The organism is Cerasibacillus sp., from assembly GCF_036516575.1.
Lineage (GTDB): Bacteria > Bacillota > Bacilli > Bacillales > Amphibacillaceae > Cerasibacillus.
Genome location: NZ_DATBTY010000024.1, coordinates 86,171 through 109,818, shown reverse-complemented (window position 1 = coordinate 109,818; position 23,648 = coordinate 86,171). Strand labels below are relative to the sequence as shown.

18 protein-coding genes are annotated in these 23,648 nt (G+C 38.8%); all 18 read right to left on the bottom strand.

Annotation, left to right across the window (positions count from 1 at the left end; genetic code table 11):
- Window positions 1-11: 11 nt before the first annotated feature.
- The 18 genes from VIG73_RS04395 to VIG73_RS04310 all read right to left on the bottom strand — a co-directional run bounded on the left by VIG73_RS04395 (window position 12) and on the right by VIG73_RS04310 (window position 23,616).
- Complete coding sequence (locus tag VIG73_RS04395) at window positions 12-659, bottom strand: response regulator transcription factor (RefSeq protein WP_331639375.1); 648 nt, start codon at window positions 657-659, stop codon at window positions 12-14.
- Window positions 655-1,722 carry a sensor histidine kinase gene (locus VIG73_RS04390; protein ID WP_331639343.1) on the bottom strand — a complete coding sequence of 356 codons (1,068 nt, stop codon included), beginning with the start codon at window positions 1,720-1,722 and terminating at the stop codon, window positions 655-657. Before VIG73_RS04390 ends, VIG73_RS04395 begins: the two co-directional genes overlap by 5 nt.
- Entirely contained in the window at window positions 1,722-2,183 is a 462-nt protein-coding gene (locus VIG73_RS04385; protein WP_331639341.1) for a GAF domain-containing protein, read from the bottom strand. Before VIG73_RS04385 ends, VIG73_RS04390 begins: the two co-directional genes overlap by 1 nt.
- Window positions 2,184-2,215: 32 nt before the next feature.
- Window positions 2,216-2,896, bottom strand: a complete 681-nt coding sequence (narI, locus tag VIG73_RS04380) for a respiratory nitrate reductase subunit gamma (RefSeq protein WP_331639339.1) — start codon at window positions 2,894-2,896, stop codon at window positions 2,216-2,218.
- Window positions 2,889-3,458, bottom strand: coding sequence for a nitrate reductase molybdenum cofactor assembly chaperone (narJ, locus tag VIG73_RS04375; RefSeq protein ID WP_331639337.1), 570 nt, complete (start codon window positions 3,456-3,458; stop codon window positions 2,889-2,891). Before narJ ends, narI begins: the two co-directional genes overlap by 8 nt.
- Complete coding sequence (gene narH, locus VIG73_RS04370; protein WP_331639335.1) at window positions 3,451-5,037, bottom strand: nitrate reductase subunit beta; 1,587 nt, start codon at window positions 5,035-5,037, stop codon at window positions 3,451-3,453. The genes narJ and narH overlap by 8 nt, the downstream gene beginning before the upstream one ends.
- Window positions 5,027-8,707 (bottom strand): nitrate reductase subunit alpha, encoded by a 3,681-nt coding sequence (locus VIG73_RS04365; RefSeq protein WP_331639333.1) that lies wholly within the window; start codon window positions 8,705-8,707, stop codon window positions 5,027-5,029. Before VIG73_RS04365 ends, narH begins: the two co-directional genes overlap by 11 nt.
- 926 nt (window positions 8,708-9,633) lie before the next feature.
- On the bottom strand, window positions 9,634-11,406 hold the full coding sequence (locus tag VIG73_RS04360; RefSeq protein ID WP_331639331.1) for an acyl-CoA dehydrogenase family protein: 1,773 nt from the start codon (window positions 11,404-11,406) through the stop codon (window positions 9,634-9,636).
- A 30-nt stretch (window positions 11,407-11,436) separates the two neighbouring features.
- Window positions 11,437-12,975 (bottom strand): long-chain-fatty-acid--CoA ligase, encoded by a 1,539-nt coding sequence (locus tag VIG73_RS04355; RefSeq protein WP_331639329.1) that lies wholly within the window; start codon window positions 12,973-12,975, stop codon window positions 11,437-11,439.
- Between the two features lie 239 nt (window positions 12,976-13,214).
- On the bottom strand, window positions 13,215-14,792 hold the full coding sequence (locus VIG73_RS04350; protein WP_331639327.1) for an acyl CoA:acetate/3-ketoacid CoA transferase: 1,578 nt from the start codon (window positions 14,790-14,792) through the stop codon (window positions 13,215-13,217).
- 41 nt (window positions 14,793-14,833) lie between these two features.
- A complete protein-coding gene (locus VIG73_RS04345; protein ID WP_331639325.1) occupies window positions 14,834-16,051 on the bottom strand; it encodes a thiolase family protein in 1,218 nt (405 codons plus the stop codon).
- Window positions 16,052-16,110: 59 nt separating this feature from the next.
- Window positions 16,111-16,890 carry an enoyl-CoA hydratase-related protein gene (locus VIG73_RS04340; protein WP_331639323.1) on the bottom strand — a complete coding sequence of 260 codons (780 nt, stop codon included), beginning with the start codon at window positions 16,888-16,890 and terminating at the stop codon, window positions 16,111-16,113.
- A 14-nt stretch (window positions 16,891-16,904) separates the two neighbouring features.
- On the bottom strand, window positions 16,905-17,759 hold the full coding sequence (locus VIG73_RS04335) for a 3-hydroxyacyl-CoA dehydrogenase family protein (RefSeq protein WP_331639321.1): 855 nt from the start codon (window positions 17,757-17,759) through the stop codon (window positions 16,905-16,907).
- A 177-nt stretch (window positions 17,760-17,936) separates the two neighbouring features.
- Window positions 17,937-20,096, bottom strand: a complete 2,160-nt coding sequence (locus VIG73_RS04330) for a helix-turn-helix domain-containing protein (protein WP_331639319.1) — start codon at window positions 20,094-20,096, stop codon at window positions 17,937-17,939.
- Window positions 20,097-20,152: 56 nt separating this feature from the next.
- Window positions 20,153-20,599, bottom strand: coding sequence for a transcription elongation factor GreA (gene greA / locus VIG73_RS04325; RefSeq protein WP_331639317.1), 447 nt, complete (start codon window positions 20,597-20,599; stop codon window positions 20,153-20,155).
- Window positions 20,600-20,679: 80 nt separating this feature from the next.
- Window positions 20,680-20,883, bottom strand: a complete 204-nt coding sequence (locus tag VIG73_RS04320; RefSeq protein ID WP_331639315.1) for a cation transporter — start codon at window positions 20,881-20,883, stop codon at window positions 20,680-20,682.
- A gap of 30 nt (window positions 20,884-20,913) precedes the next feature.
- A complete protein-coding gene (locus VIG73_RS04315; RefSeq protein WP_331639313.1) occupies window positions 20,914-23,298 on the bottom strand; it encodes a heavy metal translocating P-type ATPase in 2,385 nt (794 codons plus the stop codon).
- Window positions 23,299-23,313: 15 nt separating this feature from the next.
- Entirely contained in the window at window positions 23,314-23,616 is a 303-nt protein-coding gene (locus VIG73_RS04310; protein WP_331639311.1) for a metal-sensitive transcriptional regulator, read from the bottom strand.
- Window positions 23,617-23,648: the final 32 nt, after the last annotated feature.

Below are 23,648 nucleotides of genomic sequence, written 5' to 3'. Positions count from 1 at the left end.
TTCACCTCACATTAAAAGTTTAGTAACTTTTTCTTGAGCGCATATTCTACAAGTTCGGGTTTACTTTTTAGATTTAACTTCTCCATAATATTCGCTTTATGTGCTTCAACCGTTTTTACAGAAATATGGAGCATTTCACCTATTTCTTTGTTTCCATATCCTTTAGCAACAAGTGGTAATACTTCAATTTCACGCTTTGATAAAATTTGATATGGGTCTGTTTCAGCTACCTCTGAACCAGGTTCTAAAAACTCTCTAACGAGTGACGTGGCCATTTCTGGTTGGATATATGTTCCACCTTGATAAACCGTGCGAATCGCATGGAATAACTCTTCTTCTGGACATTTTTTTAGCACATATCCAGATGCACCATTCTTTAAGACATGAAATAAATACTCTTCATCGTCATACATAGTCAAAATGATGATCTTGGTATCAGGAAAGTCTTCTTTAATCTTCCCTGTTGCAATGATGCCACTTTCACCAGGTGGCATGCTTAAGTCCATTAAAACGATATCTGGTTGATGCTTAGCTACGAGATCGTATGCCTCAAGTCCATCAGCAGCTGTTGCAACAACTTCCATATCTTGTTGATAATTTAAAATATGCATAAAGCCACTACGAACAACCGCATGATCATCAGCTATCATGATTCTAATTGTCATCATTTCCCACCTCTTGCAAAGGAACGATTAAATAAACGACAGTTCCATTTCCTAATGAAGAGTGTATAGAAAGTTGACCAGAAACAAGTTCCGCTCTTTCCCTCATACCATAAAGCCCTAATCCCGTGCCTTTTGGATTAATATTATTTAGATTAAAGCCAACACCTTTATCTTTGATTCGTAAATGAAGTGTCTCGTTTTCTTCCGATAGATGAACAGACACGTCATCAACTTCAGCATATTTCAACGCATTGAAAATCGCTTCTTGACAAATCCGATATACAACCGTCTCAATTTCGCCCTCATATCTTTTGTTACCAATATTCGATTCAAATTGAACATAAAGACCATAGTTCTTCTCAATCGTTTTAAAATGCGTTCGAAACGCAGCTTCTAATCCTAAGTCATCTAAAGCTGCTGGGCGCAACTCTACAGACATATGTTGAATATCGTCTAATAAGCGCATTAAAGAGCCTTCTGTTTGTTGGACTTTTTCCTTCGCTTCTTCTGATACGTTCATATACTTTAATAAACGAAGATCAACTAATAAACTAAGCATTTCTTGTGCAACACTGTCATGTAGTTCTCTTGATATTCGTTTCCTTTCATCTTCTTGAGCCTTAACAACACGTCGCATCAATATTTTTTGCATTAGTAATTCTTGCGTTTCAAATTGCTTTGACATATCTCGTAACATAAGGACACGCGTGCCTGTTTCTTCATCAATCGTCTGAAAGGTTGCTGTATAAGGTACAACACCTGCTCCCTTTGTGTCTAAATACACTTGAAAACTACCTTCTTTCTCCCCCGTATACATATAACAAGACTGACATGTTCTTAAATCATGTTCACTCATATATCCCCTGCATGTCATACAAATTGACTTTGGATTACCTGAAGCCATCTGTTCGAGAACCTCTTTTTTAAGTATGTTCTCAGCATGTTTATTCATAGAAATGACCTTGCCATCTCGATCGAAGAAGAGAATGACCTCTCTAGAATTCTCATACATTTTATTTAGTAACTCTGGTAAGTTTTCCCTAATCCTTCGTAACATTATTTCACCACTTCCCTAATGTGAAATGGATAGAGACTTGATTCTACATCGCGTTTAAATGTACTAAATTTCTCAGATGTTAATCGATCATTTTCTCTAAATCCGACGAGTAAGACACCTCTCACACGATTATTATGAATCAATGGCACAGCGCCAAAGCTTTTTAATGATTCCGTAATGACAATTGGATAATTATATAATTGACCGGCTGGAATCATCCGATCAACATTTTCAATTAACATTGGTTTCCCTGTTTTAAAAACAATACCAGCGATCCCTTTGCCTGACTGTAAAACAATGCGACGATATCGTTCGCTCTTGTTACCTGTTACAAACTCCCATCTTAATTCGAATCGTAATTCCTGTGATTGAACCATTGCTACCCCAACAAAATCAAACTGATATTGCTCTCTAATCGATTCAATCATTTGTTGAAAGTCAAATTTATATTCATTACTCATTCGTTTTCTCCCCTATTTATAAACCGGCTCCATTAACTAGAGTGGTGTTTTCTATACAGGATATAATTTCTCCTGACATAATTCAATGGTACACTCCAAACATGGACAAGTCTTGTAAAAGGCCATAGGGCAAATATTAGAAACCCTGACAATACATGTAACTTAAATGCTACAGGTACAGCAGTCATTAAAGATGCATCTGGCTTAAAAATTAACAGATTTCGGAACCAGATAGAGATGGAATCACGATAATCAAATCCTGGATTAAGCGTATTTGTTACTAATGAACTGTAAACTCCAATGAATACAATAAGTAATAGCAATGTATTGACAATTAAGTCAGATGTAGATGATAGTTTTCGTACATTTTTCTTCGTAAAGCGTCGTGCTGTTAGTATTATCATTCCTGCTAAAGTTATGACGCCAAAGAAACCCCCGATATACACTGCCCCTATATGATACAGATGATCACTAACACCAAGTGCTCTTGTCCATTCTTTTGGAATTCCTAGTCCAGAAATATGGCCTAATATTACTGGGATAATCCCGAGATGGAACAACAAACTACCAATCATTAATTGCTTCTTCTCAATAAACTCACTCGATTTTGCCGTCCAACCAAATTGATCGTTTCGATAGCGAAAAATATGCCCTACAACGAAAACAGCGATACAAATATAAGGGAAGATGACCCAGAGAAATTGATTAACCATTGTTTTGAACCTCCTGACGGATACACATTTTAAAAACGTCTCGCATCGCCCGGATTAAATAGAAATAAGGGCTGTTATGCTCTTCTAATGCTTTCATTAAATGATAAGAACCGTCTTCTAATACAGCTAAGAGTAATGAAAAACTTTCATCAGCTCGCGAGTCTCCCCGCCAATCGGCTGCATAAATAAACTCACACATAAGTGGTAAATAATCCGATAACTCACCTTTTGGCATGCTAAGACCAAACATTTCATAAAGCACTTTTAATCTGGCTAACATTTGGCCGCGTTCCTTCGAATCGCCAAACTTAACATGTGTCATAAACAAGGTTGTTTCTTTTTGAAAATCAAACGTATTCGTATACATTTCCCTTATTTCATCCATGCTATAATCATGCATGCGTTGCCAGTACTCATTTATATCTGGATACACTGGGTGTGAGGAGTCTATGGACTCCTCAAACACCGATGGATGGTAAGTCAACTTCTCTGGGTAGGACAATTGTTGCGCGAAAAAACCGAATAGATTCTTCTCATCATATAATCGATTTAAATTAATCACGCCAGATCCCTCCATAGAAATTCTCTTTGTAAATCTCTTCACCCGTTTTTCTAGGCTGAGATACGGGACCACATCCATCACAGACACCGTTTTCACCCATGACAGAATATTGTTGTTCTGGGATAGAACTGCCTAATTCACCATAACCAGTAGAGCCTTGAGAACGATAGACATCCATCTGACCTTCTTTATGGGATGACGGTACAACAAATCGATCTTCATACTTAGCAATAGCTAGTAAACGATACATTTTCTTCGTCTGTTCAGCTGTTAAGCCAACTCGGGCTAATTTTCCCTCATCAAAATCTTTACCTGAAGAAATCGCACGCATGTAAGAGCGCATCATGGCCATGCGTTGTAAAGATCCTTTAACAACCTCTGTATCTCCCGCAGTCAAAAGGTTCGCTAAATATTCAATCGGAATACGCATTTCTTCGATTGCCGGAAAAATCATATCAGGGTTTTTAATGGAATCTTTCCCTTCAAAATAGTTCATGATCGGACTAAGCGGTGGGACGTACCAAACCATTGGCAGTGTCCGATATTCTGGATGAAGCGGGAATGCTAATTTATATTCAATCGCTAGTTTATAGACTGGTGAGTTCTGTGCTGCTTCAATCCACTCTTCTGAAATACCGTCTTTAAGTGCTTGTTCGATAACTTCTGGATCGTTTGGATCTAAGAAAAGGTCACATTGTGCTTCATATAAGTCTTTTGGATCTGGTGTTGAAGCCGCTTCTTGAACACGGTCCGCATCATAGAGTAAAACACCTAAATAACGGATACGTCCTGTACACGTTTCTGAACAAACCGTTGGAAGCCCCGATTCAATTCTTGGGAAACAGAATGTACACTTTTCAGCTTTATTTGTTTTCCAGTTAAAGTACACTTTTTTATATGGGCATCCTGTCATACAATAACGCCAGCCACGACATGCATCTTGGTCGACAAGAACAATACCATCTTCATCACGTTTATACATTGCGCCTGACGGACATGATGCGACACAACTCGGGTTTAAGCAGTGTTCACAAAGTCGTGGTAAATACATCATAAAAGCTTGTTCAAAGTTAAATTTAATTTCTTCTTCAATTTTTTGGATATTAGGATCAGTCGGTCCTGTCACATGTCCACCTGCTAACTGGTCCTCCCAATTCGGTCCCCATTTAAGGTCCATATTATCTCCGGTGATAACGGACTTAGCGCGGGCGACAGGTGTATGTTTACTATCCTTCGCGTTTGTTAGTTTTTCATAATCGTAATCCCATGGTTCATAGTAATCTTCCATTTCCGGCATATCTGGATTGTAGAAAATCTTCCCTAAGGCAATCTTGGATAATTTGGAACCAGATTTTAGTTCAAGCTTTCCGTTTTTTAATTCCCAACCGCCTTTATATTTCTCCTGGTCTTCCCAGCGTTTCGGATAACCGACTCCTGGCTTTGTTTCCACATTATTAAACCACATATATTCGGCACCTTCGCGGTTTGTCCAGGTTGTCTTACATGTCACACTACATGTATGACAACCGATACACTTATCCAGGTTCATGACCATTGCAATTTGTGCTTTAATCTTCAAGCCAGTCAACCTCCTTCATTTTTCGGACGGCAACGTAAACATCACGTTGGTTTCCAATCGGACCATAATAATTAAATCCGTAACTTAACTGAGCATAGCCACCGACCATTTGTGTAGGCTTTAGATGAATACGTGTTGGTGCATTATGGCTTCCACCACGTTCCCCAGTAATTTCTGATCCAGGAACTTGAACATGTTTATCTTGAGCATGGTACATAAACATCGTCCCTTTCGGCATACGGTGACTAACAACCGCTCGAGCAGTAACAACCCCGTTTCTGTTATACACTTCAAGCCAATCATTGTCTTCTATTTGGTGTGCTTTTGCATCCTCATCTGATAACCAAACTGTCGGACCTCCTCGGAATAGAGTGAGCATATGTTTGTTATCTTGATAGGTCGAGTGAATATTCCACTTTCCGTGCGGCGTTAAATATCTTAGTACGAGCGCATCTTTTCCTCCGACAACTTTCTTATCTCTCGTACCAAGCACTAGTGGTGGTAATGTCGGCTTGTATACTGGTAAAGCTTCACCATAATTCATGAAAATTTCATGATCTAAATAATAATGCTGTCTGCCTGTTAATGTCCGAAACGGAACTAAGCGCTCAATATTCGTTGTAAATGGAGAATATCTTCGTCCAGATTTATTTGATCCACTAAATACAGGTGTCGGGATAACCTCTTTCGGTTGTGCCGTGATGCTAGCAAAAGTAAAACGCTCAGCCGCTCGGTCTCGTGAAATATCTGTTAGTTCAACCCCTGTATCTTCTTCTGCAGCTTCATAAGCCTTTTGCGATACACGGCCGTTTGTAGCTGAAGATAAGGTCAGCATCGCTTCTGCAGCATTTTTAGCTGTCAATAATTTAGGTAATCCGTTCTTAATCGTGTCATCTTCATGTATTCCGTTAATATCTTTTAGCATGTCATATTCTTCTTTGACAGAGAAGCTAACACCATGTGCGCCCACTTTTCCAGTTGATAAGTTTGGACCTAACGTAATATATTTATCATAAATCTTCGTGTAATCTCGTTCGACAATTTTCATACTTGGCATCGTTTGACCTGGAATAGCTTCAACTTCGCCTTTTTTCCAGTCTTTCACTTTCCCATATGGTTGCGCGATTTCTTCAATTGAATCGTGGCCAAGAGGAGATGTCACTAAATCTTTGTAAACGCCTGGTAAATGCGTTTTTGCTAGTTCAGAGAAATCCTTCGCAATTGAACGGTAAATATCCCAATCAGAACGTGCCTCCCATAATGGGTCAACGGCTCGGTTAAACGGATGAACGAATGGGTGCATATCTGTTGATGATAAATCTTCTTTTTCATACCATGTCGCTGCTGGAAGAACGATATCCGCATACAGTGGTGTTGTTGTCATTCTAAAGTCAAGTGCGACTAATAGATCGAGTTTACCTTCAACATCTTCACGCCATTTGATTTCTTCTGGCTTCATATCTTCATTTGGCTCTGCTAGAAGGTTGCTAGATGCCCCTAATAAATGTTTCATAAAATATTCCTGTCCTTTAGCAGAACTAGAGATGAGGTTAGAGCGCCAAACGAATAATGTTCTCGGGAAGTTCTCTGGTGCATCGGGATCCTCTACTGCAAAGCTTGTTTCACCAGATTTTAACTGTTCAAGTGTATGATCGATTATTTCTTTATCTGTCTTCTTACCTTCTCGAGCAGCTTCCTCAGCAAATAGTAAGCTGTTTTTATTAAATTGTGGATAAGAAGGTAACCAACCTAATCGAGCTGCTAAAACGTTGTAATCAGCTGGATGTTGATATCTCTCTTTTCCACTTAAAGGTGAGCGTAGAGTGTCAGTTCCAGATTCTTCGTATTTCCACTGATCGGTTGCGAAATAGTAGAATGATGTCGCATTTTGTAATCGTGGTGGACCTTGCCAATCCTTTGCAAAGGCAATATTATTCCATCCTTCAATTGGACGACATTTTTCCTGACCGACGTAATGAGCCCATCCACCGCCGTTAACACCTTGGGAAGCAGTAAGCGTAACGAGATTTAAAATCGAACGATAGATTGTATCACTATTAAACCAGTGATTTATTCCTGCTCCCATAATAATCATGGAACGTCCGCCCGTATCAATCGCATTTTGGGCAAATTCACGAGCGATTTGAATGACGAGTTCAGGTTTTACATTTGTGATCTTTTCTTGCCAAGCCGGTGTATAATGTGATGTCGCATCATCATAACCACTTGCTTCTAAATCACTGCCTGCGCGACTAACACCGTATTGACTAAGCATTAAATCATAAACAGATGCAACATAACGTTCTGAACCATCTTGAAGCGTCACTTTCATAGCTGGAATTGGACGCTTAAACGTTCCATTACCTTCGTTATCGAAGTATGGGAATTCGATTGTTTGCCATTCAGTACTATGTGGTTCAACTGATAATGCCGGTTCAATAACTGTTCCATCATCGTTTTCGAGAATTAAATTCCACTTCACATCTTTTTCCCAACGTTGCCCCATCGTTCCGTTCGGGACAATGATTTGTTCTTTTGCTTCATCAAAAATAACAGGTTTCCATTCAGCATGTTCAGTCTCTTCGCCTAAATCACTTGCACGTAAGAAGCGTCCGGCTTTATAGGTTCCACCTTGATGTTCATCCAATAAAATGAGAAATGGCATATCAGTGTATTGTTTTGCGTAATTTATGAACATCGGTTCTTTTCGTTTTTCATAAAATTCGTCTAAGATGACATGTGTCATTGCTTGAGCAACAGCGGCATCTGTTCCAGGATTTGCTGCAATCCAATCATCTGCATGTGTTACACTTTCAGCATAGTCTGGTGCGACTGAAACAACTTTTGTCCCTTTATAACGAACTTCTGTCATAAAGTGGGCATCCGGTGTCCGGGTTAGTGGTACGTTTGACCCCCACATAATAATGTAGCCTGCATTAAACCAGTCACTTGATTCGGGAACGTCTGTCTGTTCTCCCCAAATCTGTGGTGAACTAGGTGGCAAGTCAGCATACCAATCATAGAAACTAAGCATTTCTCCACCAAGTAAAGATATGAATCTAGCACCAGAAGCATAGCTCACCATAGACATCGCCGGAATAGGTGTAAACCCTGCTATACGGTCTGGACCGTATTTTTGAATCGTATAGATTAATTGGGCAGAAATAATCTTTGTTACATCGCGCCAATGAACACGAACATGGCCACCTTTACCGCGTGCTTTTTTATACTGTTTTGCTTTTTTAGGATCTTCAACAATACTTTTCCATGCTTTTACTGGATCTTGATGTTCTTTAAGTGCTTGCTTCCATAACTTCCAAAGTTTCCCTCTAATATATGGATACTTCACTCTAAGCGGACTATATTCATACCAAGAAAACGACGCGCCACGAGGACAACCACGTGGTTCAAATTCTGGCATATTCGGTCCACAAGACGGATAATCAATTTGTTGATTTTCCCATGTAATGATTCCATTCTTTACAAATACTTTCCAACTACATGAACCGGTACAATTGACCCCATGAGTCGTTCTGACGACTTTATCATGTGACCACCGTTGACGGTACATGTTTTCCCAATCACGACTTTTCTCTTCTAAAGCTGACCAATCTCCTGAATAACGTTCAATCGGTTTAAAATATTTCAGACCAAACTTTTTCTTCTTCATTGAATGAACTCACTCCTTTTTAAGCAATTAGTAAAAAGAAGACAATTACTTATCTACTTCTAATGCTAGTAAACGATGGGTCTAAAACATATTAGGGAATTCCCTATATATCCTAAGGAATTCCCTAATTCAACATAAGGGGCCGTGACAACATGAAGTGAACTGCCCCCTGTCAAGTAGACAAAGGGATAATAAAAATTGATTTAAGCGGTTGGGTTTTTTCTGGAATATCGCATTAGAATGTTTAAAGATTTGTAAGTCAGTGATGGTTGTTGAAGTTAGCTCACATTGAAGCGGGCAATGGTACGTAAGTCAGCGTTGTTAGTTGAAGTTAGCTCACATTGAAGCGGGCAATGGTACGTAAGTCAGCGTTGTTAGTTGAAGTTAGCTCATATTGATGGGGTCAATGGCATGTAAGTCAGCGGTGGTTGTTGAAGTTAGCTCACATTGAAGCGGGCAATGGCATGTAAGTCAGCGATGGTTATTAAAGTTAGCTCACATTGAAGCAGTCAATGGTATGTAAGTCAGCGGTGGTTGTTGAAGTTAGCTCACATTGAAGCGGGCAATGGTACGTAAGTCAGCGTTGTTAGTTGAAGTTAGCTCGCATTGGGAGGGGTCAATCATACATAAATCAGCGATGGTTATTAAAATTAGCTCACATTGAGGCGGGCAATGGTATGTAAGTCAGCGATGATAGTGAAAGTTAGCTCACATTGGAAGTCTGCGCTTCGAGACGTCATGATAACACCTATGATATGATTTTAAAAAGGGATCCACCCCTAAGGAAAAGGAGTGGATGATTATTTTTCTTTATAACAAACTATACAAAGTTTCTTCCAAATCCTGTCTCTTGTTCCAATAAACAAAATACGATGTACCAATCTTTGATCATTATTTTATGCTAGTTATGTCCGAGTCCCTCGACATTATACAACATATTTTTCTTCTTCTATGACCTTTCTAGCTATCTCACGTTTTTTCGGTATGATATTGATAGTAACTTGGCGAATAAATTCGTCTAAAGCAGCTCGAATGTCTTGTTGTGAATTATTTTCTTCAGTGGCCAAGAGAGAATGTTTCGCGTCAGTTACAATTTTCTCTATCGTTTCTTGAACGTATACTTCTGTATAGAGGCGTTTTAAAGCGCTCTTTTCTTTTCCAGTAGCTTGAATGGCTTTTTCAGTTCGTAAAATGGCTGATTCCATATTATAAATATGAGCAACTATATCTGCCAAATTGACTAAAAGCTCTTGTTCAAATTCTAGTTTTTCTTGATAGTTTTCATTTAAATGATGGATAACGTATAGGAAAAGGTGTTTCGCTTTGTTTAGCACCACTTTTTCTTTCGCTAATACGTGTTCGTCTTTTACCTGATAAGGGGATAAAAGTTCTTTTTGACTTTGTTCAATATTAGCAAAGAGAGATAGTTGACCACTAGCTGCTAGTTTTAATAATTGTCTAGGTACGAGAATGCGATTAATTTCATTTGTTCCTTCAAAAATACGATTCACACGCGAGTCACGATACATTCTCTCAATCTCATATTCTTGTACAAAACCATATCCACCATGTAATTGAAGGGCCTCATCGACCGAACGATCTAGTAACTCTGTGCATGTATACTTATTAATCGAACATTCTACTTGATAAGCTGCAATGGCATTCGCTACTTCCCGCCCATCTTTTAATTGCTCTATCGATAAACTACCAATTCGTTGATCATAAAGGCCAACTGTACGATATACGGCACTTTCATGAGCATATAACTCAGTGGCTATTGTCGCTAACTTGTTTTGCGTTAATGTAAAACGCGATAAAGGTTGGTTAAACTGTTCACGTTCATTTGTATACGTTGTTGCTAATTCAAGAGCACGTTTTGTTGCTCCAACACTACTGATTGCCAATTTAGATCGACCAACATTTAAAATATTAAAAGCAATAATATGGCCGCGCCCTTTTTCTCCTAATAAATTGTCAACAGGAACTTCAGCATCTTCTAAAATTAATGTACGGGTAGATGAGCTCTTCAGACCCATTTTCTTTTCCTCCGGTCCCGTCGAAACACCCGGAAAATCACGCTCTACAATGAAAGCTGAAAAATGTTTGCCGTCAATCTTAGCATAAACGATAAAGACATCAGCAAAACCGGCATTTGTAATAAATTGCTTTTCGCCGTTTAAAATATAATGTGTGCCAGCATCATTTAATTTAGCTGTCGCCCGTGCACCTAACGCATCAGATCCTGAGGCAGGTTCTGTTAAAGCATAAGCTGCAAGCAATTCTCCTGTTGCAAGTTTGGGTAGATACTTTTTCTTTTGGTCTTCATTACCAAAGTAAATAATAGGTAATGAACCAATCCCTACATGACCGCTATGTGATACAGAAAAACCACCTGCAACAGATAATTTTTCAGTAATTAATGCCGAACTAACGGCATCTAAAGCTAATCCACCATACGCTTCAGGAATATCTGCACTTAGTAACCCGAGTTCTCCAGCTTGCTTTAATAAATCGACTGTATATTCTATCTCTTGATTTTCAAGATGTTCCATTTTCGGTAAAATTTCTTTATCTAAAAATTCTTCCGTCGTTCGAGCAATCATCTGATGCTCATCGGTAAAATCTTCTGGTGTCACAATATGTTCAATGTCATCGACTAAAAAGGAACAACCCGGTACGAGATCTTTTAATTGACTCATGAAACACATCCCTTTCCTTATTAATAATTATTACACATGGCTTTTAAGGACCGTCTTCAATATTTTACCTGTCGTATTTCTCGGTAGTTCATCCATAAATTCAAAGCGATTAGGTACCTTATAGCTCGTTAGATAGCGCTTACAGTAATTAGTTAATGACTCTTCTGTAATCGTCTTATCATCAACAACAACGCATCCAATCACTTCTTCACCTGAATCTGGATGAGGGCCTCCAATAATTGCTACTTCAATCACATTCGGATGACTATAAAGCACTTCTTCTATTTCTCGTGGATAAACATTATACCCGTTGACAATAATGACATCTTTCTTCCGATCTATGATGTAAAAATAACCATCTTCATCTTGTATAGCCATATCCCCCGTATAAAACCAGCCATCTCTCATGGCCATCGCTGTATCTTCCGGTTGCTGGTAATACGCTGTCATCATCGCTTCTCCTTGAACGACCAGTTCACCTTCTACACCAACCCCAACAGCATTCCCATGTTCATTAACTACCCTAGCTTTCATATAAGGGACTGGCACTCCGATTGAACCATGCTTTGTTGGCCCATGAAGTGGATTAAAAGATACTGGTGCTGCTTCGGTTAGTCCATAACCTTCTATAACAGGTACTTGAAAGAGCTTTTCAAACTCCTCAATTAAGGTGACTGGAAATGGTGCTCCACCTGAAGCACAACAACGGATTGACTGAAAACTTTCTCGCTTGACTTGATTGTCGGTTTCGTTTTGTAACAAATAACTAAACATGGTCGGAACCCCAGCAAAAACAGTCGCCTGATACGCTTTTGCTAAACGAAACACTTTATTCGGTGAAAAGTCTTGCATTAAGAGTAGTGTCGCGCCATGCACAAGTGGTCCATTAACTGCCACCATTAAGCTAAATACATGGTACATTGGCAAAGTTGTAATCATGCGGTCTCCTCTTTTAATATTGAAATGTTCCGCAAAACTTTTCGCTCCATAGTAGACACTCCTATGAGATAACACTGCCCCCTTTGGATGTCCAGTTGTTCCTGATGTATATAGAATAATCGCTGGGTCATCTGCTTCGACCTGAGATTGTATCATTTCATCGTCACCTGATTGGATCAAATGGGAAAAATGGTACAATCTCGGTGCAAACGAATATGTGTTATGAGCAATGTCACTATTTGTCGGGCAAGAAATAATATGTCTAACAAATGATATCTCATCACTAATGACGTCAAGGTCTTTTAATATAACATCCATTGCGATAATGGCTGATACATTCCCATTTTCTAAAATATATTTCATCTCACTAGGGGTATACATAGGATTAATGGGAATAATCACTGCACCGATCTTCAATGCTGCATACATGGTCACTAAGAAATAAGGACTATTCCAAGCAATTAAGGCAAGATGATCTCCCTTTTTATAGCCTAATGTTCTTAAACCAGATGCAACACGGTTGACCTCTATTAAAAACTCACGATATGTCGTTACCTGATTTTCAAATATATATGCAGGATGGTGTGGATTATATTGGACCATGATAGATAATTGCTCATTAATATTCACAATAAAGCCCCCCTAGTTTTTTGATGCGCTACTTTTATATAATCATTTTCATTATGAGTGTTGCTACGGTCCCGCAATTGACATACACTTCGCTTTCCTCGGGCGGTCTGCGAGCCTCCTCGAACTTCACTGACGTTTCGTTCTGTGGGGTCTCGCTAGCCTAGCTTTTCCCGCAGGAGTCTTCGTGTATGTCAACTGCTATAGAATTCACCCATATTGAAAACAAATTATTGTGCAGATTAACATGTTGCTTTTTTGGTATCCATAATTTTTCTTAATCCGCCCCATGTTTCATTAAAAATAGCTGGATCCATTTCCTTAATTTGATCTGCTATTAACGGCTTGAAATCCATCCATGCTAAAACATCATTTTCCAAATCAATACCTGGTGCAATCTCAATCAAACGTAAACGCCCATCTATTAAATCAAAGACGGCTCGTTCGGTAATATAAAGTACTGGTAAATCGTGATCTGATGCAAACTTTCCACTAAATGTAATCTGTTCAACCTGTGGAATCAATTTTTTGGTTTTACCATGATCCGTTATTTGCAAGGCTTGATTATCAATATTCACTTTTAGCCCGTCAGTAAATGTTCCGACAAAGACAACTTTCTTGGAAGATTGACTAATATTAATAAAGCCACCTGGACCGATTACTTTTGTCCCTAGTTGACTCACATTCACATTGCCAAATTGATCCAATTGAGCAAACCCTAAGAAGGTTGCATCCAATCCACCACCATCATAAAAATCAAACATTGAAGGGTGATCAATATATGCTTCGGCATTATAACTCGAACCAAAGTCATAACCTAGAGCTGGTAGGCCTCCAAAAATTCCGAACTCAACGGTTAAAGTAATCTCATCGGATACCCCTTCCTCAGCAGCCACACTTGAAACTCCGTCAGGCATGCCGATTCCTAAATTAACAATTGAATGAGGTTCTAATTCCATTGCAGCACGCCTTGCGATAATTTTCCGTGCATTTAAAGGCATTTTTGGAATCGTATCTGTCGGTACTTTTAATTCAGCAGACAGTGCTGGGTCATAATATTGACGCATCGTTTGGTAGTGGTTTTCTGGTTTAGCGACGACAATATAATCGACAAGTACCCCAGGAACTTTTACCTGCTTCGGATTTAACGAATTAGCTTCTGCTATATTTTCTACTTGAGCAATAACGATCCCACCATTGTTCTTGGCTGCCATCGCGACGGGAAGAATTTCAAAATTCGCTATTTCACGCTCTGTCGTTATATTACCATTAATATCAGCTGTTGAGCCGCGAATAATTGCAACATCAATGGGGAAATTATGATAATGTAACCACTCCTCACCATTTAGTTCAATGACATCAATCAAGTCTTCTGTTGTCCTATCATTTGCTTTAGCACCTTGAACACGTGGGTCAACATACGTATTTAAACCAATCTTTGTAATTAACCCTGGCTTGTTACCTGCCGTTGAACGCCAGATTTGCGCAATCGTGCCTTGCGGAAAGAGATACGCTTCGACTTTTCCTTCAGAAATAAACCGAGCCATACGATGGGAAAACCCTGGGTGCCCAGAAATAATTCGTTTCGTCAATCCTTTGTATGCTAGATGATCAGCACCTCGTCCCTCGGTATTATTGCCGATACCTGATGAATGAATAAATGTGATGTCCCTTGGATGTTCCTCTTCTAAGTACCGATCACGAATCGCAATGAGTAATTCTTCTGGTAAACCAGCTAGACCCGATGAAGCACTTGTCCCTATCGTTGCATAATCCGCTATTAATTGTGCTGCTTCTTTAGCTGAAATAATTTTACTCATGATCATCCCCCTTATCGATTAAGATGAATCATTTCCTTCATTTACACATTTGGATTTTTAATTAAAAGTGCAATACCCATACCGCCACCAATACAGGCACTTGCAATCCCGTACTTTAAATTTCTTTCGATTAATTCATACACTAATGAAAGTGTAATACGCGTACCGCTCATTCCAAGTGGATGACCAAGTGCGATAGCACCCCCGTTTACATTTAAACGTTTATAAAGTGGGTGTTCTAAATACATATCCATTTCCTTCATGACACCCAACATTTGTCCAGCAAACGCTTCATTTATTTCATATAAATCAATCTCTTCCTTTGTCATGCCGACTTTGTCAAGTAGCTTTTTAATGGCATAAGCTGGCCCTAGGCCCATTAATGTTGGATCTAAACCTGCGGCAGCAAAATCAACCACTTCAGCTAACGGCTCTACATTTAAGTCTTTAGCTTTTTCTTCCTTCATTAATACAAGCGCTGCTCCACCATCATTTAAACCAGAACTATTTCCTGCTGTGACAGTTCCGTCTTTTTCAAATGCAGGGCTTAATGTCGCCAACACATCTAATGTTGTATCTGGTCTTGGATGTTCATCCGTGTCCACAACAGTTACTTTCCCTTTTCTTCCCTTTACTTCAACGGGTACAATTTCTTTCTTAAAGCGACCATTTTCCTGTGCTGCTTTCGCACGCATTTGGCTATTATAGGCGAACAAATCTTGGTCGTCTCTTGAAATATTGTATTTTTTAACGACATTTTCTGCTGTATTTCCCATATGCATGACTGGATATTGTGGATAAGGCTGGGCATTGTGGTGGTATTTCGTATTAGCATCCTTTAATTCCTGATTCCCCATACGAAATCCTTGATAGCGCACTTCTAACGGTAAGTAATATGGCGCACGTGATAAACTTTCTGCACCTCCAGCAACAACAATCTCTGAATTACCTGTTAAAATATCTTGCGTCCCATTAACAATCGACTGTAACCCTGAACCACAAATTCGGTTCACTGTATAACCTGGTACATGATCAAGCCCTGCTAACAAAGCAGCGTTTCTCCCTAAGTTAGGTGCATCACCTGAAGATTCGACATGTCCCATCACAACATCATCAACTAATTTTCCATCTATGTTTGAACGCTTTAACGCCCCTTTAATGGCAATCGATGCTAATTCTTCCACTGGAACTGTTTTTAATCCCCCTAAAAAGGCACCGACAGCTGTTCGTGCACCACTCGTAATAACGACTTTACTCATGATTGTACACCTCTCTTTTTTCTTGAAAATCGGGTGGTTACTAAACCACCCGTTCTGACTTACTTTCCTTTGAAAACAGGCTTCCTTTTTTCAGTGAAAGCTCGCATACCCTCTTTTGCATCTTCGGTTGCGAACACATTGCCGAAGCATGTACTTTCAATAATTAAACCTGTATCAATATCCGTATTACTTCCTTTATTTACAGCTAGCTTCAACATTTGTAAGGCAATTGGTGGTTTTTTAGCTAGTTTCGTTGCCCATTCTTTCGCTGTGTCGAGCACTTCTTCATGAGCGACTACTTTGTTAACAATATGATAGACTTCAGCTTTTTTCGCACTTAACATGTCGCCAAAGTAGAGTAATTCTTTCGCTATACCTTGTCCGACAATTTTTTGTAAGCGTTGTGTGCCCCCGCCGCCAGGGATTATTCCCAAACCTACTTCAGGAAAAGCAAACTGAGCTTTTTCGCTACTAATTCTCAAATCACAAGCAAGGGCTAATTCAAATCCACCACCTAAAGCAACACCATTAATCGCAGCGATAACTGGTTTAGTCGCATTTTCCACTTTTGCGAAGGCTGCGCGCGATACTTTATTCATTTTATTGATTTCTGTTAAATTAACATCCGCCATTTCGTTTACATCTGCACCAGCAACAAACGCTTTATCACCACTACCTGTTAAAACAATAACTCTAACATCATCACGCTGATCGAGCTCATCCATCATGAGACCAATTTCTTTAAAAACAACACTGTTTAATGGATTGACAGGTGGACGGTTAATCGTTACCGTTGCAATATGATTATCTACATCTAATAAAAGGTACTCATAATTCATTTATTTTTCTCCTCTCATTCATAATCATAAAATCCTGCGCCTGATTTGCGGCCAAATCGACCAGCGCTCATCATTTGTTTTAATAAAAGCGGTGGTGAAAAACGGGTATCATCAAACTCTTTGCGGAAATATTCCATCACATGATAGCCGATATCAACACCAGCATAATCTTGTAATTCAAATGGCCCCATTGGGTAATTTAATCCAAACTTCACTGCTTTATCGATATCTTCTGCTGAAGCAACACCTTCTTCTAATAAACGAATTGATTCAATGAAGTGTGGAATCATAACCCGGTTTACAATGAACCCAGGCGTATCTTTGTTAACGACAACATATTCTTTGTTTAATTGCTCGGCGATTTCTTTTAATCTATCTACCGTTTCATCGCTTGTATTAAAACCACGAACAATTTCCACGAGCTTCATAATTTGTGCCGGATTAAAAAAGTGAAAACCAGCAACACACTCAGGACGCTTCGTAGCAGCTGCTATTTCAGTGATTGACATAGATGAAGTATTCGTTGCTAAGATGACATCATCTCTCGTAACTTCATCAAGCTCTTTGAATACGCTCTTTTTCAATTCCATATCTTCAAGAACGGCTTCAATAACAAAATCAACGTCTTTTAAATCTTTTAAATCCGTTGTCGTCTTAATACGGTTAAGAGCAGCTTCCTTCTCATCTGCCGTCATTTTATTACGTGCTACAGATTTCTCCATAAATGCATTCATTCGCTTCTTGCTATTATCCAAGAAACGCTCCTCTATATCTCTTAATACAACTTCAAAACCACTCATTGCAGCAAGATTCGCAATGCCAGTTCCCATTGCTCCCGCTCCAACAACTCCGATTGTTTTGACTGCCACATCGGGCACCCCCTATAATTATTTTTGTTTTAATATCAATACCACCTTTATTATAAAGCGCTTACATAACTATTTGTATCTACAAAGTGTATGAAATAACAATTCATATTTGAACATTTTGTACAAAAAAGAAAACCTGACTCCTGTGAATACATAGAGCCAGGTGACATCGTATTGTTATTGATTTTCTTTCATATCATATAATTTATATGCCATCATAAGATCGAACCGAGTTTCTGCATTAGATAAATCAACATCCAGAATTTCTTCTATTTTTTCTAACCGATAAATTAATGTACTACGATGCATGAATAATTTTTCCGCCGTACGCTTTACGTTACCATTATATTGTAAATAAGCACGCAATGTATGCCATAAATCGACATTATTTTCTTCAGAATACGCTCGAATCACACCGAGCTGGTCTTCCATAAATAAGGTCGTTATGTTTTCATCTAATCGGTGGAGAATCGTATATGATCCCAATTCTTCAAATCGGGCATAGCCTTTAGATGATAAGCGATTTTTAACGATATTTAACGCTTGTAACGACTGCTGATAGCTTGTATAATACGCATCAATCGATGTGGCAACATGACCGATACCTAGGTATGTCTGACAAGGTATTTCTGTTTCAGAAGCCGCTTTTCTGATTGCTTGATAAAATGCATTCCAGCGTTCTATGTTAAATTGTTTTTCTGGTATGAATAAGACAACATGTTCATGATAAGGTGCCGAAAAAAGCTGATTGACTTGTACGAGCTCTCTATGTAAGATATGATCCCAAATCGTTTCTTTCTGAGTGATCTGCTCTAATAAATTCATCTCTGTCTTTTCTGTTATTTCAATTGCTAAAGTAGCAACCCAGTGCGGTTCGTAAATATCCCATTGAAATAAATTGGCATATTGGAGAAGGCGGTCTTTATCAGAAATATTCTTAACGAGAAGCTGGTCCATAAATGTTTCTTTCGCTTGTTCGTTTGCATCAATAACTAATTTCTGCTTTATAAACTGGATGGAGCAGACATTTCTTGCTACAGTAATCATTAATTGATCAAGTTCATCCAGTGTTTCCTTATCCACCTTAATAGCCAAATAACCTAATAAATCATTCACCCCATTGATCGACCAAACGGAAAATTGCTTTTCTTCCAGGAAATGTATAACGTCCGGAGCATTTATTTGATAATGGTCCACCTGTTTTAAGTGTTCTAAAATCGTCAATTCGTTATTCACAATCTCCCATGTGATTGGTTGTAAAAATCGATCTAATAAAATAACGGATTGCTGAAACAATTCGCTAATCATCATTGTCACACCGTATAAATCATCATGTCTGACAGTTTCTTTAACGAGTGCTTGTTGATAGTCTAATAAATATGTTAAGCGATTCCGTTGTTCTTTCTCTTTATTATAGAGCCTCGTATTTTCAAGTAAAATAGCAACATGATCTGTCAGTAAACGTAAAGCATATTGATCATCATTCGTGAAAAACATACCATCCTTTTTATTTGATACATATAGTACACCGAGGATTTCTAAATCTATGACAACAGGAACTGTCAGCTCATTTCCCCCCGATTGTTCAAAGTTTGAAAAGTATGTTCCTAATTTATTTTGCTGACTAACGTTAATTATTTCATTAAAAAAGGCATCACCAAAAGTTGGTGTTTGTAGTTTAAAATAACCTGCCTTTTCATTATATAAATAAAAGCATGCTGATGACGCATTCGTTACATTAGCGGCCCGTAATGTAAATTCACGAATACTTTCTTCTAATGATTTATTAATTGAAAAATATTGCACCCAATCAATTTCTTTTAATTCCTTTAATTGCTTATTTTTTTGTCGAGCCATTGAAATGGCAACAGCAACATCTTGACCAAATTCATCAAAAATATGATACATATCTAACAAGGGGATGTACGTATAAAAACCAATAATACAAAATCCAAACTTGTTCTCCCCATCTAATAAGGGAACAGTAAACCACGTTTCAACTCCAACATCCTCTAAATGTTGGGATAATTGACATTGACCGAGCAAGTCTTTATCGACATAGCGTAAACTTTGGGAAACTAATTTTGGAGAACAATTTTCTCTTCTTAATGGAAAAGCTGTTTCAACTTTAGATACATCACCTTCCCATGCTTTAGGTATAAATTCATCATCTTGTACGAGAATGACACCGACGAAATCACAGTACAGTTCATCAATAAAGGAATCGATTAAAAATTGGATAGCCTCTTCTTCGGTATCCATTTTGATGAGTTCTCGTCGTGTCTTTCGTAAATGTTTTTCAAGTCTTTCGATAATTTTCTGCCGTTTATCCTCCATTAAAGCCCCCCCTTTTTATCTTATATTAGCACGAAATTTGAATAAAGAGCTCCTAACTAACGAATATCTAATATTTTTACTTTTATTTCTCCATCCGGGACATGAAGGGATACGATATCTTTCATTTTAGCGCCTAATAAACTTTTAGCTAGAGGGGATTCATTTGAAATCGTCTCATTTAACGGGTCTGCCTCAGTTGCCCCAACAATTGTAAATGTCTGTATGTCACCGTTAGATAGCTCCTGAAAAGTGACTTTGCTTCCTAATCTAACGATATGTGACGAAGCATTTTCTATAATGGCTGCATGGCGAATCATATGTTCAAGTTCTTTTCGACGTTGATTTAATGATGCGAGCTCATTGACCGCTTCATGAAATGTCGGATCTTCACTAAAATCACAAAAACGACGCGCCTTTTTAACGCTGGCATTCGCTCTTGGCCATTCAATTGACTCAAGTACTTTTAACTCTTCTTTTAGTTTTTTCAGGCCATGCTCAGTCATTGGATATTTAATGTTTTCTCATCCTTTCTTTATTTAAAAAAGCTGATTTCCTAAAACTTCCTAGGAAATCAGCCTGTTTGTTATTCGACTATATCATAACCTTGGTTTTCAACAGCATCACGCAAGGCTTGTACATCAACTTCAGATTCATGTGTCACATCGACTTTTCCACTTGTTAAATGAACATCAACATGTGATACACCACTTATATTTTCAAGTGCTCCTTTTACGGCAGCCTCACAATGTCCACATGTCATACCTTGTACTTTTAATGTCGTTTTCATAGATACATCCCCTTTCAAAAATAGATTACTTTATATTTTTACTCGTTTCAAGCGAAGCGAGTTTGTCACAACACTCACAGAGCTAAATGCCATGGCTGCACCTGCAATCCATGGGGCTAATAATCCAAAAGCAGCAATTGGAATACCTGCACTGTTATAGGCTAAAGCCCAGAACAAGTTTTGTTTAATATTTCGAATGGTCGCATGACTTAAATGGATGGCTTTTGGAATGAGTAATAATTCGCCACCTAAAATAGTTACATCAGCAGCTTCAATCGCTACTTCTGTCCCAGTGCCAATGGCAATACCGATATCAGCCGTCGCTAATGCTGGAGCATCATTGATTCCATCGCCAACCATGGCAACGACTTTTCCTTGTTGTTGGATTTCTTTTACTTTTTCCGCTTTTTCCTCAGGAAGGACTTCAGCCATGACATGGTCGATTCCAGCCTGCTTGGCAATCGCTTCTGCTGTACGTTTATTATCACCCGTTAGCATTAACACATTGATGCCATCAGCTTTTAATTGCTCAACGGCTTCTCGAGCGGTTTCTTTTAACGTATCGGCTACAGCAATCATCCCATGATATTCACGATTGATAGCAATAAGCATCGTCGTTTTTCCTGCAGACTCTAAGGCTTGAATATCTGCTTCAAGATGAGATACATCGATACCAATCTTTGTCATCAGTCTTCTTGTTCCAACATGCACATGTTGATTAGAAACTTTTGCTTCTATACCGTGACCAGGAATGGCTGAAAACTCTTCCACCTCAAGTAAGTCGATTAACTCTTCTGTTGCATAAGCAACAATAGCTTCAGCAAGCGGATGTTCAGAACTTCTTTCCGCACTAGCTACTAATTGTAGAACATCTTTATCTCCTGTATAATCTGTCACTTCAGGTTTCCCTTTTGTTAGTGTTCCTGTTTTATCTAAAATAATGGTGTTTATTTTATGGGTACGCTCTAAATGTTCTCCTCCTTTAAATAGGATACCATTTTCAGCACCCTTTCCTGTCCCAACCATAATCGATGTCGGTGTTGCTAAACCAAGCGCACAAGGACAAGCAATCACGAGAACAGCAATTGCACTAACAAGAGCCGGTTCGACGTCTCCAGGTGTAACAAGCGTGATCCAAACGGTAAATGTGATGATTGCAATGAGAACGACAATCGGCACGAAATAACCGGAAATCACATCGGCCATACGTTGGATCGGTGCCTTAGAACCTTGAGCATCTTCGACCGCTTTAACAATCGAAGCGAGAGCCGTATCTTTGCCTACTTTAGTTGCTTTCATCTCAATGGCTCCACTCTTATTAAGCGTTGCACCAATAACAGTAGATTCGAGGTCTTTTTCAACTGGTATCGATTCACCTGTCAGCATCGATTCATCAACAGATGTTCGACCTTTTACAACGATACCGTCTACTGGTATTTTCTCGCCTGGCTTAACTAATAAATAGTCGCCTTCTTTCACTTTATCGATATGAACCATCACTTCTTCTCCATCTCTTAGGACACGTGCTTCCTTCGCTTGAAGATGGAGTAACTTAGAAATGGCATCCGTCGTTCTAGATTTTGCATTCTTCTCTAAATACTTCCCTAATAAAATAAGAGTAATTAAGATAGCACTCGTTTCAAAATACAAGTGCGGGGTATATGTTGGATTACCGATTGTTTTAATTGCTTCATATAGACTGTAAAAGTAAGCGGCACTCGTACCAAGCGCAACCAAAACATCCATATTCGCACTGCCACTTCTTAAACTACGATAAGCACCATTATAAAATTGGAACCCTATTATAAATTGAATTGGTGTCGCTAAGGCAAATTGGAACCATGGATTAAGTAAAAGGTTTGGAATAGTGATACCTAATAAATGATCTAACATCGTTAATAATAGCGGTATTGATAGGAGAGTAGAAACCAATAACTTTCTTTTCATCGCTGTTATTTCCTTTTCTTGATGCGACTGTTTTGCACCTTCTGCTACTCTTTCACTAGCTTCATAACCTAAGCGATGAATCGTATCAATGACTGACTCTCTTTCGATTACCCCGGGATAGTATTCAACGACGGCTGTTTCATTCGCTAAGTTGACTGACGCTTTTTGCACACCTTGTTGTTTGTTCAATACTTTCTCTATCCGTGATGAACATGCGGCACATGTCATTCCATAGACATCAAATTCTGCCTTTTCAACTTGCACGCCATATCCTAAATGTTCTATTTTAGCTGTAATATCATCAACAGAAACGGACTCCGGGTCGTAATGAATATTTGCCTTTTCCGTCGTTAAATTTACTTCAGCTTCAACACCTGTCATTTTATTTAATACTTTCTCGACACGACTCGAGCATGCTGCACAGGTCATACCCGATACGCCGACAGTAAGTTTCTTTTCTTTATCCATTCACATTCACCTCTTTCATTTAGAGAAATGTTTCATGACGTCGATTAATTCTTCAATCGCAGCATTTCCTTCGCCAGATTGAACAGCATGTGAGACACAATGTTTCATATGTCTTTCACCAACAGCCAATCCAACCTTATTAAGCGCTGCATTGATGGCATTAATTTGCACTAAAATATCTATACAATAACGATCATCTTCGACCATTTTCTGGATACCACGAACTTGACCTTCTATACGCTTCAGACGATTAATAATCGCCTTCTTTTCATCTTCTGTTCGCGGAGTAACCGGATGATCATGAAGATATTCTCCCATCTCATCACCTCTTAGGATTGTCATTTCAGTTA

Excerpts from the sequence above, each read along its gene's own strand:
- VIG73_RS04365 (WP_331639333.1), bottom strand. The coding sequence starts at position 8,707 with ATGAAGAAGAAAAAGTTTGGTCTGAAATATTTTAAACCGATTGAACGT.
- narI (WP_331639339.1), bottom strand. The coding sequence starts at position 2,896 with ATGGTTAATCAATTTCTCTGGGTCATCTTCCCTTATATTTGTATCGCT.
- VIG73_RS04320 (WP_331639315.1), bottom strand. The coding sequence starts at position 20,883 with ATGAAAACGACATTAAAAGTACAAGGTATGACATGTGGACATTGTGAG.
- VIG73_RS04310 (WP_331639311.1), bottom strand. The coding sequence starts at position 23,616 with ATGGGAGAATATCTTCATGATCATCCGGTTACTCCGCGAACAGAAGAT.
- VIG73_RS04315 (WP_331639313.1), bottom strand. The coding sequence starts at position 23,298 with ATGGATAAAGAAAAGAAACTTACTGTCGGCGTATCGGGTATGACCTGT.
- greA (WP_331639317.1), bottom strand. The coding sequence starts at position 20,599 with ATGACTGAGCATGGCCTGAAAAAACTAAAAGAAGAGTTAAAAGTACTT.
- VIG73_RS04350 (WP_331639327.1), bottom strand. The coding sequence starts at position 14,792 with ATGAGTAAAATTATTTCAGCTAAAGAAGCAGCACAATTAATAGCGGAT.
- VIG73_RS04385 (WP_331639341.1), bottom strand. The coding sequence starts at position 2,183 with ATGAGTAATGAATATAAATTTGACTTTCAACAAATGATTGAATCGATT.
- VIG73_RS04330 (WP_331639319.1), bottom strand. The coding sequence starts at position 20,096 with ATGGAGGATAAACGGCAGAAAATTATCGAAAGACTTGAAAAACATTTA.
- VIG73_RS04340 (WP_331639323.1), bottom strand. The coding sequence starts at position 16,890 with ATGAATTATGAGTACCTTTTATTAGATGTAGATAATCATATTGCAACG.
- VIG73_RS04360 (WP_331639331.1), bottom strand. The coding sequence starts at position 11,406 with ATGAGTCAATTAAAAGATCTCGTACCGGGTTGTTCCTTTTTAGTCGAT.
- VIG73_RS04390 (WP_331639343.1), bottom strand. The coding sequence starts at position 1,722 with ATGTTACGAAGGATTAGGGAAAACTTACCAGAGTTACTAAATAAAATG.
- VIG73_RS04345 (WP_331639325.1), bottom strand. The coding sequence starts at position 16,051 with ATGAGTAAAGTCGTTATTACGAGTGGTGCACGAACAGCTGTCGGTGCC.